We start from the raw sequence: 16,013 nt of genomic DNA, 5'->3' as shown, positions 1-16,013 counted from the left end.
ACCCTACAGGAGCCAACGATGACCGCATGCACCCACGACGACCCGACACCTGCCGCCAGCCGCCACCAGCCCTCACAGCCTGCCGAGATCGTGCGCGAATACGGCCCCTTTGCGGGCGCGGACAGCGTGAGCGGCGTGACCCACGACGGCCAGCATGTCTGGGCCGCCACGGGGGCGCACCTGGTGGCCTTTGATGCCGCCACCGGCGAAACCCGGCGCACGCTGGCCGTGGCCAGCGATGCAGGCACCGCGTTTGACGGCCAGCACCTGTACCAGATCACCGAGGCGCGCATCGACAAGATCGACCCCGCTACCGGCGAGGTGGTGGCCTCCATCCCCGCGCCCGGCAAAGGCAACGACTCGGGCCTCACCTGGGCCGAGGGCAGCCTGTGGGTGGGCCAGTACCGCGACCGCAAGATCCACCAGATCGACCCGGCCACAGGCGCCATCCGGCGCACCATCGAAACCGACCGCTTCGTGACCGGCGTGACCTGGGCGGACGGCGAGCTGTGGCATGGCACCTGGGAGGGCGACGAAAGCACGCTGCGCCACATCGACCCCGCCACCGGCGCCGTGCTGCAGCAGCTCGATATGCCGCAGGGCATGGGCGTGAGCGGCCTCGAATCCGATGGCGCCGACCTCTTCTACTGCGGGGGCGGCGGCAGCGGCAAGGTCCGCGCCGTGCGCCGGCCCAAGGCGGCCCGGCTCTGACCCCCTGAGTGACGCGGCGCCCCGCCGCACCCACCACCACCTTTGCCACCACAGGCCCTGCGCGCATCAGGCGATGCCGCAGGCCGGGGAGCGGTGCGCCTGTCGGCGCCGCCCTCCCCATGCACTCCTCCATCCCATCCCGCAACGTCATCCACTACCTACCAGGAGCACCCCGATGAACGCACCCACCCCCCATCCCGTGGTTTCTGCCGACCAATGGCTGGCCCAGCGCCACGCGCTGCTGGACCGCGAGAAGGCGCTGACCCGTCTGCATGACGAGGTCGCCGCGCAGCGCCGCGCACTGCCCTGGACCCGCGTGGACAAGCGCTACACGCTGGACACGCTGCAGGGTCCGCGCGCCTTGGCCGATCTGTTCGATGGCCGCAGCCAGTTGCTGGTGCAGCACTTCATGTTTGGCCCGGGGTGGGAGCAGGGCTGCCCCAGCTGCTCGTTCATGGCCGACCACATGGGCGGCATGGAGCTGCACCTGCAACACCGCGACGTATCGGTGCTCGCCGTGTCGCGCGCGCCGCTGGCCGAGATCGAGCGCTTTCGCCTGCGCATGGGCTGGCAGTTCCGCTGGGCGTCGTCGCACGACAGCGACTTCAACCACGACTTTGCCGTGAGCTTCACGCCCGAGCAGCGCGCACACGGCAATGGCGAGGTGCTCTACAACTACGGCATGCGGCCGTTCCCCGCCGACGAGGCCCCGGGCCTCAGCGTATTTGTGCGCAGCGATGCGGGCGAGGTGTTCCACGCCTATTCCACCTTCGGGCGCGGCGTGGAGGCCATGATGGGCACCTACCAATTGCTGGACCTCACGCCCCAAGGCCGCCACGAGACCAACCCGGCCTACCCCATGGACTGGGTGCGCCACCACGACCGGTATGCGCCCGCCCAGGCAACGGCTGTCTCCGCGGCTTCGTCCGCTGCGCATGCACTTCAGGCCGCACCGTCTCACCCCGCGCCGGTTGGATGCTGCTCCGCGCGGAGCTGAGCAACACGCGACTGCGACGACAACCATGGACACCACCCTCTGGCCCTGGCTCGCTATCGCCGCCATGGGCGCACTGCATGGGCTCAACCCCCTCACGGGCTGGGGGCTGGCCACCGCCTGGAGCCTGCACGCCAACGACCGCAGCGTGCCGCTGCGCGCGCTGCTGCCCATGGCCGCAGGGCACCTGGCCTCGGTGGCACTGACGGCTGCTGCGGTGGTGTGGGGCCTGTCGCTGTCCCGGCCTGTGCTGTGGGCCGTGGCGGGCGGGTTGTGTGGAGGGGTGGTGCTGGCCCTGGCTGTCGCGCATCGGCCGGGTCGTACTCTGGATCGTCTGCGCAAGCCCGCCGGGCCGGTGGGCATGGCACTGTGGTCGCTGGGGGCGGCCACCGCGCACGGCGCGGGGCTGGCGCTGGTGCCCGCGCTGGTACCGCTGTGCCTGGGCAATGGCGCGGCAGGTGCAGGTGCGCCCTCCACCCCCTTGCTGTTGGCGCTGGCCGCGCTGGGCGTGCACACCATGGCCATGCTGGCGGCCACTGCCGTCACGGCCAGCGCAGCGTGCCACGGCGCACGGGGCGCCACACGCTGGCTGCAGCGCCACAGAGGCAGCACGGGCTACCCCGCCCGTTGACTACGCCTGGGGTGGGCGGTGCAGTGCACAGATCTTGTTGCCGTCCGGGTCGCGCAGGTACGCCAGGTACAGCTTGCCGCCGGGGCCTTCGCGCCAGCCCGGTGGGTCTTCGCAGGTGGTGCCGCCGTGGGCCACGCCGGCTGCATGAAAGGCATCGGCCTGCTCTGGCGACTGCATCGCAAACCCGATCGTGCCGCCATTGGCAAAGGTGGCGGCCTCGCCGTTGATGGGCGTGGTGATGCCAAAGGTACCGGTGGGGCCGCGATAGAAATAGCGGTTCTTGTTGGCCAGGCCGGGCGGCACGCCCAGCGTGCCCAGCAGCGCGTCATAAAACGTCTTGGACCGCTCCAGGTCGTTCACACCGACCATCACATGACTGAACATTCATCGTCTCCTGTAGGCCCCTGGGGGGCGGGTTGTAGCCAACGGACTGGCCGGGCGATGTTAGGGCAACGCGGAACCAGCCCGTCATGCACGCCGCGCGCCGCAGGGCCCTGCACGGCCGCCACGGCTGCGCCCGCCGCCCTGGCTCCGTAGCAGCCCCATAGCCGGTACGGAGGCCGGTTTGCGGTCAAAATGCGCTGTAGTGCTAGTGCAATATGTCTGAGTAGCTATGTAATTTGTAGCGAACGTCGTCAACACCCACTGGCTCTGCGCCCCGCCCCCACCGCTTGGTATCGCCCTCTGAACAGGCCTTGACACCCCATGCTGCCCACTGCCTCCCACCCCCACGTCACCCCCGTGCCTCTCGACAAGGCCTACCGCCTGCTCAACCACGGCCCCACCGTGCTGGTGTCGGCCGCGCACGCGGGCCAGCACAACGTGATGGCCGCCGCCTGGGCCTGCGCGCTGGACTTTGCGCCGCCCAAGGTCACGGTGGTGCTCGACAAGGCCACCCGCACGCGCGAGCTGGTGGAGGCCAGCGGGTTGTTTGCGCTGCAGCTGCCCACCGTGCCCCTGGCGGCGCTCACCGTCGCGCTGGGCACCGACAGCGCCAAGACCATGCCCGACAAGCTGCAGCGCCATGGCGTGGAGTTGTTTGAAGCACCGGGCCAGCCCGTGCAGACCACGCCCCCACTGGTGCAAGGCTGCGCCGCCTGGCTGCTGTGCCGCGTGCTCCCCGAGCCGCACAACCAGCAGGCCTACGACCTCTTCATCGGCGAAGTGGTGGCCGCCTGGGCCGACGACCGCGTGTTCCGCAACGGGCACTGGGAGTTCGACACCGGGCCTGAAGACCTGCGCACGCTGCACTACGTGGCGGGCGGGCAGTTTTATGCGACGGGGGCTTCCATCAAGGTGTGAGCCCGGGCGCATGTGCGCACCGTGGCTGCGTCAGGCCGAGCGGGGCCCTGGCCACCGCTTGCGGTGACAGTTTGCAATGCACAGCCGCACGCCGTTCACCGTGCCGCCCTGTCTCACTCCCCGTCCAACATCCCCACCTGCTTCAGCTCCGCAAATTTGGCCGCCATCGTCGGGTTGCCGCGGGTGAGCTTCTTGATCGTCAGGTCCTCGGCCTTGTCATTGGCCAGGCGCAAGTTGTTGGCCGACTTGTGCAGCGCTTCCTTGGTCTTCTCCAGGTCCTTGATGGCTTCGTCAATGCGCTTGACGGCCTCCTCGAACCCATCCGACGCCAGCCGCCAGTTGCGCCCAAACGCGCCCTTGAACTCCTCCAACTGCGATTCGAACTTGGTGATGTCCAGGTTCTGCGCCTTCACCAGTGCCAGCTCTGACTTGTATTGCAGCGACTTCATCGCGGCATTGCGCAGCAGCGTGATGATGGGGATGAAAAACTGCGGCCGCACCACATACATCTTGGGGTAGCGGTAGAACATGTCCACGATGCCGGTGTTGTACAGCTCGCTCTCGGGCTCCAGCAGCGACACCAGCACCGCGTACTCGCAGCCCTTTTCATTGCGGTCCTTGTCCAGCTCTTTCAAGAAATCTTCGTTACGTTTCTTAGTGGCGGTCTCGTCGCTCTCGTTCTTCATCTCAAACATGATCGAGACGATCTCGTTGCCCGCCTCGTCCACATCGCGAAAGATGTAGTCGCCCTTGCTGCCGCTGCGCGCGTCGTTATCCTTCTCAAAGTACGCGCGCGGAAACGCCGTGGCGCGGATGCGGTTGAACTCTGTCTCGCAGTGCTGCTCCAGCGTCTCGCCCACCATCTTGGTGGACAGGCGTGCCTTCATGTCCCGCAACCGCGCAATCTCGCCGTCGCGGTCGCGCAGCTGCAAGGCGTACTGCTCCTTGATGGCGGTCTCTTCGAGCTGCTTTTTCACCACCACCAGGTTCAGGTTATTTTGGAGTTCATCGCGCTCGCGGGCCACCACTGTGACCGCCTCGGTCACCGCCAGCTTGCGCGCCACGTCGGCCGCCTCCAGTTGCGATCTGAGCTGCTGGATCTCTGCGTCCTTTTGGGCCGCCACGCCCTGCAGTTCCTGCGCCAGCCGCGCTTGTGCCAACTGGTCCGCGGCCTGCTGCGCCAGCCGCGCACGGTCCAGTTCATTGGCCAGCGCATCGCGCTGCTTCTCCACTGCGCTCAGGGCCTGCGCCACCGCCAGGTCGCGCTCCACCGCGCCCGCATCCAGTTGCACCTTCAGGGTTTGAATCTCGGCATCTTTGGCCGCCGCCGACTTCTGCAGCTCATTGGCCACCTGGGCCTGCGCCAGCGCCACCGCATTGCGCTTGTCCTGCTCGGCGAGCTCCAGCCGCTCGTGCAACTGCTGCTCAAACTCGCCATCGCGCACCTGCTTGAGGATGTCGGCATACCCCGCCTCGTCGATCTTGAAGGCTTTGCTGCAGTGGGGGCAGATGATTTCGTGCATAGGACGTATGTTGCCGGGTGGATAGGTAGCTGAGGGAGCATACCGTTGCTTTCTGAAGCGTCTGATGTTTGACCATGGAGCAGCAGCCGGACGACGCGTAAATATCAAGGTATTTTTGGCCAAATAGAGCGGCAAGCCATTTGGAATATTCGCAAGCGGTCATTAATGCAAACGCAAGAACGTTGTGACTACATTATTGCCCTTTGATAGATTGCCTGATAGTTTCCATCCATTTGGGCTCAAAAGACCTCTCTGAATCGCAGGCGATATAGGCGTTGGCAAAGGCAACCTTGTTATTGCCGATATCGAAAAAATCATCCATCAATTGTTTCTTCTGCCTCGGACCCAGATTCAAATAGTCGTAAAGATTGTTTGAACCATCAGATACGGTTGTTTCCTTCACGATCTTCTGCAGTACCGAGAAGGCCTCCATGCCTTTTTGCATATCAGGTGAATCAAGTAATTTCTTGAATACCTCCTCGCGCAAAGAAAACTCAATTTCCGTTGGGAAGCTGTGCTGACTATCCGTGTCGAGTGCTACAACTTCCAACTGACTTTCATCTCGTACTATTCGTTTGAAAAAGAGACACTTGGCCTCTTTACTTAGTTCAACATGCTCCTTTTGTGCATCTGTATCTACGATGCACAAAGCTTTGCCCTTAAAGCCTGCTTCTTTATCGCTTAATGGTGCCGAAAGATATTGATATACGCGACGCACCTGTTTGAAACCTCCGAGAGGAACGATGCGAAGATTGTTGTTTTCAACAAGGTTGGATAGATAGTGTGAAAGATAAATCTTATCTGATAAACCTTCGCAGAATATCCAGTTGTAAGGCTTGTCGCGAAGCATGCTCACAACGACCGATTGGATCATGTCTTGATAGCTTTTAAGCTCGACTTCTTTTGGGTATTTGCCGTGTGATTTTTTTACATTCTGATTGATGTGTTCTCTGAAGTTTTCTAAGTTGAAAGAGAAGAAATCAATAGAATTTGTACCCCTGGATAGTGAGTGTGCTATGCCGGATCGTATGACCGGTATGAAGCCGTACCAATGTGTGTTAATTAGGACCTGAGGGGCGGGTTTGCATAAGCTTGGTATTCTGGCGATCTTTTCGAATTGATCATGGCACGCCGCAACATGCATCGAAGCGTCTGGTTCATCTATCGCAAGTATGATTTGATAATTCTTCAGATTCGATCTGGAGATAAGAGCATGGGAAAGATCGATCAATGCCTGCCTTTTTTCCCCCGAACTGAGGTCTTTTATCGTTGTGTCCTTGCCTGAATTTTTCTTGTGAAGGACCTTTATTCCGAAATATGCGGAAAATATTCTTTCGATAAGATCATTTGCTGTGAGTTGATCTTTGTATTTGCCTTTGTATACATACTGATCAAGCGTATTATTTATCTGGTCGATAAATTCTTTTAGTTTTTTGTTGATGTCGTCAATGCTACTTTTGCTGATTGAGTCTTGAATTTTTGCTTTAATGTCCTCGTCCAGTAATTTTTTGATGTATATGGACTCCATGCGACTAAAGCTCAGCGAATCTGCTTCTGCCGGAAGGTATATATATCTATAGTGGGATTTTATTTTTTTGAGTAAATCGCTGAGATCGTTGAATTCAACATCGGTATGTTGATTAAATAATGTTTCTATTTCATTTTCAAAGAATGGAATTTTTATTTCATTTGCTTGGTTGGTGTTTCCGAGCATAAAAAAATAGTGAGAATCTTTGCTGTGACCTGCTGCCTTGTTCGCGGCGAGGTTATCAATGACAGCTTTTACAAAAGGGTCGTAAGGAGCGCCTGTGTAATCCCAGAAATAGGAACTTAACAATGTGGCAATTCTTTTCTCTTTTTTGTTCAAAGAAATATCATTTATGGGTATCAAGAAAAGCGGTGCGGCGTAGGCGTCGTCACCTGACGTCTTCTTGGATTCATTATTGGTAACCCACTCACCACCATTAAAAAATCGATCAAGGGCTTCAAATATGGAGGTTTTTCCGATTCCATTTGGACCAAGGAATGCTGAAAAACTTGCACCCGATGAAATGGGCACGTATTGAACACTTTTGTAAACTTTGTAATTTTTCAAACCCATACCGAGAAGCATATTTTTCCTTGTAATCTTTGAATATTTCTTAAGCCGTTGTGCGTGAGCTCTTTCACACTCTTCTAATTTAGATTTTTAGTTGGTTTGCGAAATTTCCCTATCCGATTGGCCTAATCACCAACCTCTGCGTACCCGCGTAGCCGCTACATAAGACACCCGCGCCGCTTCCTTCTCATCCTCCTCCGCCGCAGGTATATGCGCCACACGGGGTAGCGCCACCACGGGGAACCCCAAGCCCTTGCTGACCTTCATGGTCATCAACTTGATCTTGTTGCTGTTGGGGTCAAAGTCCCCCGGGTCTCTACCGGCAGCTTGCGTTGCGCCAGGGTGAGGGGGCACAGGTCGCGCGTCTTGGTGTCTGCGCACAGCACCGCTTTGCCCCTTAGCGAAGTCATACCGATGCGCCTCCGCTTAGAGCAGTCAAAGTGTGGCACTTCAATCTTTCGCGCCACAGAAATCCAACTCCGCCTGCGCCCCCGGCAACGCTGGTGTCAGGCCACGGGCCAAAAGATCCTTCGCCGCAACGACCTTGTTCAAAACCACAACCGCGCGAGCAAGCAGAGCAAGAAAGAACAACGTGCAGATAAACAAAGACCAGCGCTGTTCTTTCAGCTTGCTCGCTAGATGTGCGGGCCACTCTGCGCTGGGCAAAAACTCGCACAACGTTTTCACCTCAGCCTCCGTGAAGGAGGTACGCGCCGCGTTCGCGGCCATTGGCTGATCGCAATCGCCCTTTTTCATTGGGTTTCTGTTGAACAGGACCGGGGGCCACAAGGTCTGGGCGCTGGACTCTGTGGCGAGAAAGGTCCGCTCGCTCGACTTGAAGGTGAACGGCACTTGCGGGATCAGCAGCAGCCAAGCAAAGGCCAACGAACCGACAAGGGACACGACGAACACTGCAATCTGGGCAAACAGGTGGGTGCGAGAGGGCAAGTCTTGCTTGCGCACCTGCCGCAGCCCGGTGTCGAAGTAGCGCCCGCATGCGGCGATCTGGCGCAAATCGACGCTGTGGAGTTGAGCCCACTGAATCAGCTGGTGCGCTTCTACCAGGCTGGCCGCCTGCACGCCAGAGAACATACGAAAGGACATGAGGTTGGTCTGCTCGTCCACATACGCACGGATCTTGGGGTCTGAGATTTCTTCGCTACCGTGCACCAGCAGCCACAGGCGCCGAAGCAAGGTGTGCAGCGACACGGTGCGCCAGATCACAAAGACAAAGCAAGCGATCAGCACCAGTGGCATCAAGGCGGCCAAGGCGCCGCCGAATTGAGTGATGGTGGCGAATTCCATCACGCAGCAGGGCGCGCGCACCGCCCACGGTAATACGACCTCAATTCAAGCGAGTCGTTGGTCTTTTGTTGCAGCCTCTTAACCTGCCGCTTTTCTCCACTGGTCATGCGCGGCAAGCACGCACCCAGTGCCGGTATTAATCTCGCCATGTTGCTGGTTGCCCCTCCCTATGCTGTGCGGTACATATCTTTGTATGCAGTTGTTAAGGCACTTTAGGTGGTGCAGCAGTGGGGCGCAACTTTTCGATGCCAAACGTTTTGGCGAGCGCCGGTAGAGTGGGCCGCTGCAGAGAGATTTGCCCAACCAAGATCATTCAAACCATATTGGCCTGTAGCGCTTATCCAATAAGCGATAGCAGCTATCAATTTCATACCGATCAACTAACGGTACCCTGGCCCTCGGCGTGCACTGGTGCCGCCCTGCAAGTCCCTGCAGTACCGTCAGGTAAATTGCCCCGCATGCCGAACACCTCTTCGCCCCCCTCTGCCGCCGCCCCGGCATCCCTCATCGACTCCCGCCAAGCCGCCTGGCGCCTGCTGACCACGCTGGGCCTGGTGGTGTTGGGCAACAGCAGCATGTATGTGGTGTCGGTGGTGCTGCCCGCCGTGCAAGCCGAGTTTGGCGTGGGCCGTGCGGATGCGTCGCTGCCCTACACGCTGATGATGGTGTGCCTGGGGCTGGGCGGGATCTGGACGGGGCGCATGGCCGACCGGCATGGGCTGATGCCGGTGCTGTGCGTGGGCGCGGTGGCCGTGTGTGGCGGGTTTGTGTGGGCGGGGCTGTCGGGCAGCATCTGGGGATTTGGGCTGGCGCACGGGCTGATGGGGCTGATTGGCAGCTCGGCCACGTTTGCGCCGCTGATGGCCGACACCGCGCTGTGGTGGAACAAGCGGCGCGGCATTGCGGTGGCGATCTGCGCCAGCGGCAACTACATTGCGGGCGCGCTGTGGCCGCCCATCGTGCAGCACGGCATCGAGCTGATCGGCTGGCGCCACACCTATGTGCTGCTGGGCTTGGTGTGTGGCGTGGGCATGCTGCTGCTGGCGCTGCGCATGCGCCAGCGCGCGCCGGTGGCGCAGATGGATGCAGCCCCTGCACCGGCCGCTGCGGCGCAAGGTGTGGCAGCTGGTGTGGTGCCCACTGCGCTACTGCTCGACCGCAGCCGCCCGTTTGGCCTGCGCCCGTTGCATGCGCAGCTGCTGTTGTGTGTGGCGGGTGTGGCCTGCTGCGTGGCCATGGCGATGCCACAGGTGCACATCGTGGCGTACTGCACCGACCTGGGTTTTGGCGCGGCGCGCGGGGCCGAGATGCTGTCGCTGATGCTGGCGTGTGGCATCGTCAGCCGCCTGGTGTCGGGCGTTATCTGTGACCGCATTGGCGGCGTGCGCACGCTGCTGCTGGGCTCAGCGTTGCAGGGCGTGGGGCTGGCGCTGTTTCTGCCGTTTGACGGGCTGGTGCCGCTGTACGTCATCTCGGCCATGTTCGGGCTGTTCCAAGGCGGCATCGTGCCCGCCTACGCCATCATCATCCGCGAGTATTTCGCGCCGCAAGAGGCGGGCGCGCGGGTGGGCGCGGTGATCATGGCCACGCTGATCGGCATGGCGCTGGGGGGCTGGATGTCGGGCTGGATCTTCGACCTGACGGGCAGCTACCGTGCGGCGTTCTTGAACGGCATGGCGTGGAACCTGCTGAACCTGTCCATCGTGGGCTGGCTGTTCTGGCGGGTGCGCCAACAGCGCGCTGTGACAATACGGCCGCAGCACAGCCCGGGGTAAGCTGGGCAGGCGCCGCCAGCGGGCACCATCAGCGATTTAGGCCGTCTGCAGATACCGCTCTGCCAATTCCTTCTGCGCGGTAGCGTCAACACCCAGCACGTCCACCAGATACGCCTGCAGCCCGCCAAAGTCGTTGTCCACCATGTGCAGGGCGGCGTCCAGAAACTCCTCTTGCACGCGCCACAGCACGCGCAGCACTTCCTCTGGCGCGTGGCTACCCATGCCGGGCGGGCGCTGGTACAGCGCGTTGGTGAGGAGGTAGTCGTGCATGACCACATCGCGCGGCACGCCCAGCGTCAGCAGGATGAGGGCGGCGGCAAAGCCGGTGCGGTCCTTGCCTGCGGTGCAGTGAAACACCGTGGGCGTATCGCTGGCCAGCAGCAGGCGGAACAGCTCGGCAAAACGCGGGGCGTTGTCGTGCACAAAGCCCCGGTAAGTGTCCTGCATCAGGCCCACGGCGTCCTGGGCGGTGAGCTGGCGGCCGGTGCGCTGCAGTTCCAGCGCGCGCTGTACCACCGTGGGTTCGATGTGCAGCGGGTGGTAGGCCACGCCGGGCAGCGCGTAGGCATACGCAGCGCTTTCGGCCTGGCCCCGAAAGTCTACCGCACGGGCCACACCCAGCTCGGCCAGCAAGGCCTGGTCCTCGGGGGTCAGGCCCGCCAGGTGGTCGGAGCGGAAGATGCGGCGCCACTTCACGGGGCGGCCGCCGTGGCCGGTGTAGCCGCCCAGGTCGCGGAAGTTGGTGGCGCCGCGCAGGGGCAGGGATCGAGAAGGAGCAGAAGAGGACATGGTCGAAAGGCTCAAGCACAGGGCGTTGCCGCAAGACTAGCCCAGAAGCGCCCGCCCGGTTGTCGCATGGGGGCTATCCAGCGCACCGGCACGCTGTGTGCGGGGACCGCCCCCCCTTCGCTGCGCCGGGGTTACTTGCCTTGCACGTAGGCGTTGCGGGCGGTCACCGCCAGGTCGGGGTAGTTTGCAAACATGCCGTCCATGCCCATGTCCAGGTGCTTGCGGAACTCTGCGGCGGCAGGAGCGGCATCGGCCTGCGCAAAGGTCCAGCCGTGCACCTTCAGGCCTGCGGCATGGACCTGGTCGATGAAGGACTTCGTGACGGGGTAGGTGGTGTTGTTGATGAGCACGCCCACCCCCTCGGTGAAGGCCGCCACATCCTTGAGCGTGAGCGCCTGCACGCCGGTGGCGCCCGTGACCCCCATGCGTGCGGTGCCGTCCGCTGCGGTGGTGGCCACCCCCAGCAGGATCAGCGGCATCTTGTTGTTCTGCGCGACTTGCTTGGTGCGCAGGCTGCGCAGCGTGGCATCGCTGAACGACTGGATGAAGACCTTGCTGGTGGCGTTGTAGCCGTTGGCGGCCAAGGTCTTCAAGATGCCGTCTTCCATGGCGGGGTCCGCCTGCTTGGCCTCGGGGTAGATGCCCACTTCGCGGCCTGCGGTGCTGCTTTGCTTTTTGGCCAGGTCCACCACTTCCTGGAAGGTGGGCACGGCGAACGCGTTGGCCGAGCTGGGCGTGAAGCCCGGATAGCTTGCCTTGCCCGTGCCGGTGGGCACCACGGTCAGCGTCTTGATTTCGCCGAGGGTGAAGTCAGACACCTTGTAGCCGCCGTTGCGCTGCGCGAACAGCGTGGCCACGTTGGTGGTGCGGTTCAGGGTGTCGTCGTGGATGGCGACTAGCGCGCCGTCTTTGGTGATCTGCAAGTCGGGCTCGATGAAGTCCGCCCCCATGCGGATGGCCAGCTCGTAGCCGCCCAGCGTGTGCTCGGGCAGATAACCGCTGGCGCCACGGTGCGCGATGACCTGGGGTTGCGCGGGCGCATCGTCACTACCGCCACACCCGGCAAGCACCAGGGCAGACAGGCAGACGGCGGCGAAGGAGGACAAGGCTTTCATGGCAGCGGTTCCGTTTCTGAAAAGAGGCCGACTCTAGGGCGGCGCCATTGCAGCGGCGTGACATGGTGGCGCGGATGTCCGCAGGGCAGAAACGCAGGAGACACCGGGGCGACAGTGAATGCTGCGATGCAAGAACCCATGCCGCACACAAGCGCGGGCTCAGGCGCCTGGGCACGTCTTTGTCCGCTGGGCAGCGAACCGTCAGGGCGGGAGCGAAGTCACCGCACCATCTACCGGCAGCTCTTGCGTGCCCTTGGGACAGGGCTGGTCGGTGTAGGTGGTGCGGCCGTCTTTCACACACTTGCGCGGTTGCGGCGCAGCCGGGGTTGAGGCGCCGTTGCGCTGGGGCTGCGCCTGGGCGGGCCGCTTGTCGGGCGGCAAGGTGTCAGCGCCGGGGCGGGTGATCTTTTTCCATACCTGCTCGGACCAGGGCCCCGCGTGCGGCAGCCAGGCATCACGCGTCCACCACGCAGCGGCGGCGGCAGCTACCACCACGACCGCGATGGCGGTGAGGACGGTGCGTTCAGTGCGGCTGCGCATGCGGATGCGGCGAGAGTGCCTGCTAAGGTCCGTCAGCGTGTGCGCTCGCGCGTCACGTTCACGTCGATGTCGCCAAACACGGTCACGCCGCTGGCACCCTGGGGCTGCTGCTGGCTGGCCGGGTCGCTGGAGCGCGCAGAGCCTGTGGTGGTGCACCCACCCAGCGCAGCAGCCACCACGAGGGCCGCCGGTGCGGTGCGCCAGAAGCCCTGCGCGACCGCTGCGGACGACGGGGTGGATGCCGTGCCGGGCGTTTGCATCATTCGCCGCCCAGGTGGTTGCCCAGAATGCCCGCCAGCTCGAACATGCCTGCGCTGTCCTTGCCGAACACGGCGCGCAGCTTGTCGTCGGCGACGATGGTGCGCTTGTCCTTGGGGTCTTGCAGGTTGTGGGCCTTGATGTATTCCCACATTTTCTTCACGGCCTCGGGGCGGGCCACCGGCTCGGCGCCGATCACGGCGGCCAGGGCGGCGCTGGGCGCCTTGCCTGCGGCGGCCTTGCGCGGCGCTTTGGCGGCCATGGTTTTAGCGGCGGCCTTCTTGGCAGGGGCCTTTTTGGCGGTAGTGCTCGTCTTTCCTACCTTGGCAGCTACTGTTTTTGCAGCGGCCCCTGGGCGTGGCGGGAACTTGGATGGAGCAAATTCAAAGTTGACCTTGCCCGCCTCCTTGTCCCACGCCAGGTGGGCCTTGAAGTTGCGGCGCGTGCGCATGCTCACAAACTTGTCGAGCAGGTCGGTCTTGCCGGTCTCCAGCAACTTGGTCATCTGCTCGCGCTCCACCGGCTGCTGCAGGATGATCTTGCCGCTCTTGAAGGTGCAGCTGGGCGTGGGCTGCGCGGCAGTGGGCACGGCCTTGCTGCACACGTAGTTGCTGCCGTGCTCATGCACTTCCGATCCGCAGATCGGGCAGGCGCCCAGCGCGGCGTCTTCAAACTCCACGATCTCGCCGGACTCTTCGCCCTTCTTGTCGTCGCCGAAGTCGAATTCGAGCTTGTAGTTATGCGCCTCGTCGTCGTATTTGATGACGATCTCGGATGTGAAGGGCCAGCCCGCTTTGGAGCGGAAACCCTCCAGAGGGCCGATCTTCTTGTCGCGCAGCAGGGCGTTGGCCTCGGCGGTTTCAAAGGTGCGGCCTGCGGGCGACTTGCCAAAGCTGAAGCCGCAAGGCTCTGCGCCTGGTTTGCCCACGCAGGCAAAGCGGCGGTAGTTCTCTTTGACCACGCCGCCGCAGTTGGGGCAGGGCGATTCGAGTGTGGCGTAGTCGCCCGGAATGGTGTCGCGGTCGTATTCCTTGGCCTTCTTGACCATGCGCTCGGTCATGGCAGCGATCTCGGCCATGAAGGCTTCGCGGCTGAGCTGGCCTTTTTCCATCTGCGAGAGCTTGTACTCCCACTCGCCGGTCAGGTCGGCGCGGCAGAGCTCTTCCACCTCCAGCCCGCGCAGCAGCGTCATGAGCTGGAAGGCCTTGGCGGTGGGGATGATTTCGCGGCCTTCGCGCAGCATGTACTTTTCGGTCAGCAAACCTTCGATGATGGCCGCGCGCGTGGCTGGGGTGCCCAGACCTTTTTCCTGCATGGCAGAGCGCAGTTCTTCGTCGTCGATCTGCTTGCCCGCGCTTTCCATGGCGCCGAGCAGCGTGGCTTCGGAGTAGCGAGCGGGCGGCTTGGTCTTGAGGCCCTTGGGGTCTACCTGGAGGGTGTTGACCATTTCGCCGGGTTGGACCGGCACCAGGTTCTGGCCCTTGTCGCCGTCCTTGCCGCCTTCCACTTCGTCGGCCGCTTCCTTGCCGTAGATGGCCAGCCAGCCCGGCTTGACCAGCACCTTGCCTTCGGTCTTGAAGCTGTGGGGTGCCACGGTGCTGATGCGGGTGGTCACGGTGTATTCAGCGCTGGGGAAGAACACGGCCATGAAGCGGCGCACTACCAGGTCGTACAGCTTCTGTTCGGCTTCAGACAGGCCGCTCGGCGCCTGCAGCGTGGGGATGATGGCAAAGTGATCACTCACCTTGCTGTTATCGAAGATGCGCTTGGACGGGCGCACGTAGTTGTTGTTCAGCGCGGTGAGCGCGTGGGGCGCCAGGTGGCGCATGCCGCTGTCGGCCAGCATTTCAAACGTTTGCTTGGCCACGGGCAAATAGTCTTCGGGCAGCGCGCGCGAGTCGGTACGCGGGTAGGTCAGGGCCTTGTGGCGTTCGTACAGGCTTTGCGCCAGGGCCAGCGTGGTCTTGGCAGAGAAGCCGAACTTGCCGTTGGCCTCGCGCTGCAGGCTGGTCAGGTCGAACAGCAGGGGCGATGCCTGGGTGGTGGGCTTGCTCTCTTCGGTGACCGTGGCCTGCTTGCCACGCACGGCGTTGGCAATGGCTTGGGCTTCAGCGGCCGACCACACGCGGTCGGCGCGGGCTTCCACGTCCTCGCCTTTTTTCCACTTGGGGTCGAACCACTTGGCGGGGTATTCACCGGCCTGGGCGCCAAAGGTGGCGTGGATTTCCCAGTAGTCGCGGCTGATGAACTTGCGGATCTTTTCTTCGCGCTCCACCACCAGCGACAGCGTGGGGGTCTGCACCCGGCCCACGGTGGTCAAGAAGAAGCCGCCATCGCGCGAGTTGAACGCCGTCATGGCACGCGTGCCGTTGATGCCCACCAGCCAGTCGGCTTCAGAACGGCTGCGGGCCGCACTGGCCAGGCCCGCCATCTGCTGCTCGCTGCGCAGCGCGTCAAAGCCATCGCGGATGGCCTGGGGTGTCATGGACTGCAGCCACAGGCGCTTGACGGGTTTTCCCAGCGGTTTGCTGCCACCGGCGTACTGCTCGATGAGGCGGAAGATCAGCTCACCCTCGCGGCCCGCGTCACAGGCGTTGATGAGGTCGGTCACGTCCTTGCGCTTGGCCTGCTTGACCACCGCATTCAGGCGGCTCTTGGTCTTGTCCACGGGCTTGAGGTCAAAAAACGGCGGGATCACGGGCAGGTGCGCAAAGCTCCACTTGCCTCGTTTCACGTCGAACTGCTCGGGCGCCTGGATCTCCACCAGGTGGCCCACGGCGCTGGTGACTACATAGCGGTCGTTCTCGAAGTGGTCTTCGTGCTTCTCGAACTTGCCCGCTACGGGCGTCAGTGCGCGCACGATGTCTTGCGCCACCGAGGGTTTTTCTGCAATTACCAGGGTCTTGGTCATTTTTTGGTTTCTCGCCAATCTGGCTGTCCGGCATCCGGCCGGTCGCTTCTACAATCCGTTG

At 62.4% G+C, this 16,013-nt stretch carries 15 protein-coding genes; 5 read left to right on the top strand and 10 right to left on the bottom strand.

Annotated features, from left to right (window positions below; genetic code table 11):
* Nucleotides 1–18: 18 nt before the first annotated feature.
* The 3 genes from ASD94_RS14360 (at nucleotide 19) to ASD94_RS14350 (ending at nucleotide 2,336) form a co-directional block, all read left to right on the top strand.
* Nucleotides 19–711: a PQQ-binding-like beta-propeller repeat protein gene (locus ASD94_RS14360; RefSeq protein ID WP_082576884.1), complete on the top strand. Its 693-nt coding sequence runs from the start codon at nucleotides 19–21 to the stop codon at nucleotides 709–711.
* A gap of 175 nt (nucleotides 712–886) precedes the next feature.
* Nucleotides 887–1,708 (top strand): DUF899 domain-containing protein, encoded by an 822-nt coding sequence (locus ASD94_RS14355; protein WP_056644028.1) that lies wholly within the window; start codon nucleotides 887–889, stop codon nucleotides 1,706–1,708.
* Between the two features lie 25 nt (nucleotides 1,709–1,733).
* Nucleotides 1,734–2,336 carry a hypothetical protein gene (locus ASD94_RS14350; protein ID WP_056644026.1) on the top strand — a complete coding sequence of 201 codons (603 nt, stop codon included), beginning with the start codon at nucleotides 1,734–1,736 and terminating at the stop codon, nucleotides 2,334–2,336.
* Here ASD94_RS14350 and ASD94_RS14345 read toward each other — a convergent pair whose 3' ends face one another.
* A complete protein-coding gene (locus tag ASD94_RS14345) occupies nucleotides 2,337–2,720 on the bottom strand; it encodes a VOC family protein (RefSeq protein ID WP_056644023.1) in 384 nt (127 codons plus the stop codon).
* 321 nt (nucleotides 2,721–3,041) lie between these two features.
* Here ASD94_RS14345 and ASD94_RS14340 point away from each other — a divergent pair, with 321 nt between their 5' ends.
* On the top strand, nucleotides 3,042–3,638 hold the full coding sequence (locus ASD94_RS14340; protein WP_056644021.1) for a flavin reductase family protein: 597 nt from the start codon (nucleotides 3,042–3,044) through the stop codon (nucleotides 3,636–3,638).
* 113 nt (nucleotides 3,639–3,751) lie between these two features.
* Here the strand turns inward: ASD94_RS14340 and ASD94_RS14335 are convergent, their stop codons facing one another.
* The 4 genes from ASD94_RS14335 to ASD94_RS14325 all read right to left on the bottom strand — a co-directional run bounded on the left by ASD94_RS14335 (nucleotide 3,752) and on the right by ASD94_RS14325 (nucleotide 8,564).
* Nucleotides 3,752–5,161: a DUF2130 domain-containing protein gene (locus ASD94_RS14335; RefSeq protein ID WP_056644019.1), complete on the bottom strand. Its 1,410-nt coding sequence runs from the start codon at nucleotides 5,159–5,161 to the stop codon at nucleotides 3,752–3,754.
* Nucleotides 5,162–5,354: 193 nt separating this feature from the next.
* Nucleotides 5,355–7,274, bottom strand: coding sequence for an AAA family ATPase (locus tag ASD94_RS23295; RefSeq protein WP_082576883.1), 1,920 nt, complete (start codon nucleotides 7,272–7,274; stop codon nucleotides 5,355–5,357).
* Between the two features lie 114 nt (nucleotides 7,275–7,388).
* Nucleotides 7,389–7,526, bottom strand: a complete 138-nt coding sequence (locus ASD94_RS23640; protein WP_162255826.1) for a hypothetical protein — start codon at nucleotides 7,524–7,526, stop codon at nucleotides 7,389–7,391.
* Between the two features lie 183 nt (nucleotides 7,527–7,709).
* On the bottom strand, nucleotides 7,710–8,564 hold the full coding sequence (locus ASD94_RS14325; protein WP_156391434.1) for a DUF6216 family protein: 855 nt from the start codon (nucleotides 8,562–8,564) through the stop codon (nucleotides 7,710–7,712).
* A gap of 458 nt (nucleotides 8,565–9,022) precedes the next feature.
* On the opposite strand from ASD94_RS14325, the gene ASD94_RS14320 reads away from it, so the two are divergent.
* Complete coding sequence (locus ASD94_RS14320; protein WP_056644014.1) at nucleotides 9,023–10,339, top strand: MFS transporter; 1,317 nt, start codon at nucleotides 9,023–9,025, stop codon at nucleotides 10,337–10,339.
* A 36-nt stretch (nucleotides 10,340–10,375) separates the two neighbouring features.
* On the opposite strand, the gene ASD94_RS14315 is transcribed toward ASD94_RS14320, so the two are convergent.
* The 5 genes from ASD94_RS14315 to ASD94_RS14295 all read right to left on the bottom strand — a co-directional run bounded on the left by ASD94_RS14315 (nucleotide 10,376) and on the right by ASD94_RS14295 (nucleotide 15,952).
* On the bottom strand, nucleotides 10,376–11,128 hold the full coding sequence (locus ASD94_RS14315; RefSeq protein WP_056644012.1) for a tyrosine-protein phosphatase: 753 nt from the start codon (nucleotides 11,126–11,128) through the stop codon (nucleotides 10,376–10,378).
* Between the two features lie 131 nt (nucleotides 11,129–11,259).
* A complete protein-coding gene (locus ASD94_RS14310; protein ID WP_056644009.1) occupies nucleotides 11,260–12,243 on the bottom strand; it encodes a glycerophosphodiester phosphodiesterase family protein in 984 nt (327 codons plus the stop codon).
* A gap of 201 nt (nucleotides 12,244–12,444) precedes the next feature.
* Nucleotides 12,445–12,783, bottom strand: a complete 339-nt coding sequence (locus ASD94_RS14305; protein WP_056644007.1) for a DUF4124 domain-containing protein — start codon at nucleotides 12,781–12,783, stop codon at nucleotides 12,445–12,447.
* A 32-nt stretch (nucleotides 12,784–12,815) separates the two neighbouring features.
* A complete protein-coding gene (locus ASD94_RS14300; protein WP_056644006.1) occupies nucleotides 12,816–13,046 on the bottom strand; it encodes a hypothetical protein in 231 nt (76 codons plus the stop codon).
* Entirely contained in the window at nucleotides 13,043–15,952 is a 2,910-nt protein-coding gene (locus ASD94_RS14295; RefSeq protein ID WP_056644004.1) for a DNA topoisomerase III, read from the bottom strand. Before ASD94_RS14295 ends, ASD94_RS14300 begins: the two co-directional genes overlap by 4 nt.
* Nucleotides 15,953–16,013 lie beyond the last annotated feature (61 nt).

This window comes from Acidovorax sp. Root70 (assembly GCF_001428225.1).
Classification (GTDB): Bacteria; Pseudomonadota; Gammaproteobacteria; order Burkholderiales; family Burkholderiaceae_C; genus Acidovorax.
Note: the sequence above shows the minus strand (reverse complement) of the source record. Positions and strands in the feature narration are given on the sequence as shown.

What these genes read in the sequence shown, in the direction of transcription:
- ASD94_RS14325 (WP_156391434.1), bottom strand. Translation starts at nt 8,564, where the DNA reads ATGGAATTCGCCACCATCACTCAATTCGGCGGCGCCTTGGCCGCCTTG.
- ASD94_RS14350 (WP_056644026.1), top strand. Translation starts at nt 1,734, where the DNA reads ATGGACACCACCCTCTGGCCCTGGCTCGCTATCGCCGCCATGGGCGCA.
- ASD94_RS14305 (WP_056644007.1), bottom strand. Translation starts at nt 12,783, where the DNA reads ATGCGCAGCCGCACTGAACGCACCGTCCTCACCGCCATCGCGGTCGTG.
- ASD94_RS14295 (WP_056644004.1), bottom strand. Translation starts at nt 15,952, where the DNA reads ATGACCAAGACCCTGGTAATTGCAGAAAAACCCTCGGTGGCGCAAGAC.
- ASD94_RS14345 (WP_056644023.1), bottom strand. Translation starts at nt 2,720, where the DNA reads ATGTTCAGTCATGTGATGGTCGGTGTGAACGACCTGGAGCGGTCCAAG.
- ASD94_RS14360 (WP_082576884.1), top strand. Translation starts at nt 19, where the DNA reads ATGACCGCATGCACCCACGACGACCCGACACCTGCCGCCAGCCGCCAC.
- ASD94_RS23640 (WP_162255826.1), bottom strand. Translation starts at nt 7,526, where the DNA reads ATGAAGGTCAGCAAGGGCTTGGGGTTCCCCGTGGTGGCGCTACCCCGT.
- ASD94_RS14340 (WP_056644021.1), top strand. Translation starts at nt 3,042, where the DNA reads ATGCTGCCCACTGCCTCCCACCCCCACGTCACCCCCGTGCCTCTCGAC.
- ASD94_RS14355 (WP_056644028.1), top strand. Translation starts at nt 887, where the DNA reads ATGAACGCACCCACCCCCCATCCCGTGGTTTCTGCCGACCAATGGCTG.
- ASD94_RS14315 (WP_056644012.1), bottom strand. Translation starts at nt 11,128, where the DNA reads ATGTCCTCTTCTGCTCCTTCTCGATCCCTGCCCCTGCGCGGCGCCACC.
- ASD94_RS14310 (WP_056644009.1), bottom strand. Translation starts at nt 12,243, where the DNA reads ATGAAAGCCTTGTCCTCCTTCGCCGCCGTCTGCCTGTCTGCCCTGGTG.
- ASD94_RS14335 (WP_056644019.1), bottom strand. Translation starts at nt 5,161, where the DNA reads ATGCACGAAATCATCTGCCCCCACTGCAGCAAAGCCTTCAAGATCGAC.
- ASD94_RS23295 (WP_082576883.1), bottom strand. Translation starts at nt 7,274, where the DNA reads ATGCTTCTCGGTATGGGTTTGAAAAATTACAAAGTTTACAAAAGTGTT.
- ASD94_RS14320 (WP_056644014.1), top strand. Translation starts at nt 9,023, where the DNA reads ATGCCGAACACCTCTTCGCCCCCCTCTGCCGCCGCCCCGGCATCCCTC.
- ASD94_RS14300 (WP_056644006.1), bottom strand. Translation starts at nt 13,046, where the DNA reads ATGATGCAAACGCCCGGCACGGCATCCACCCCGTCGTCCGCAGCGGTC.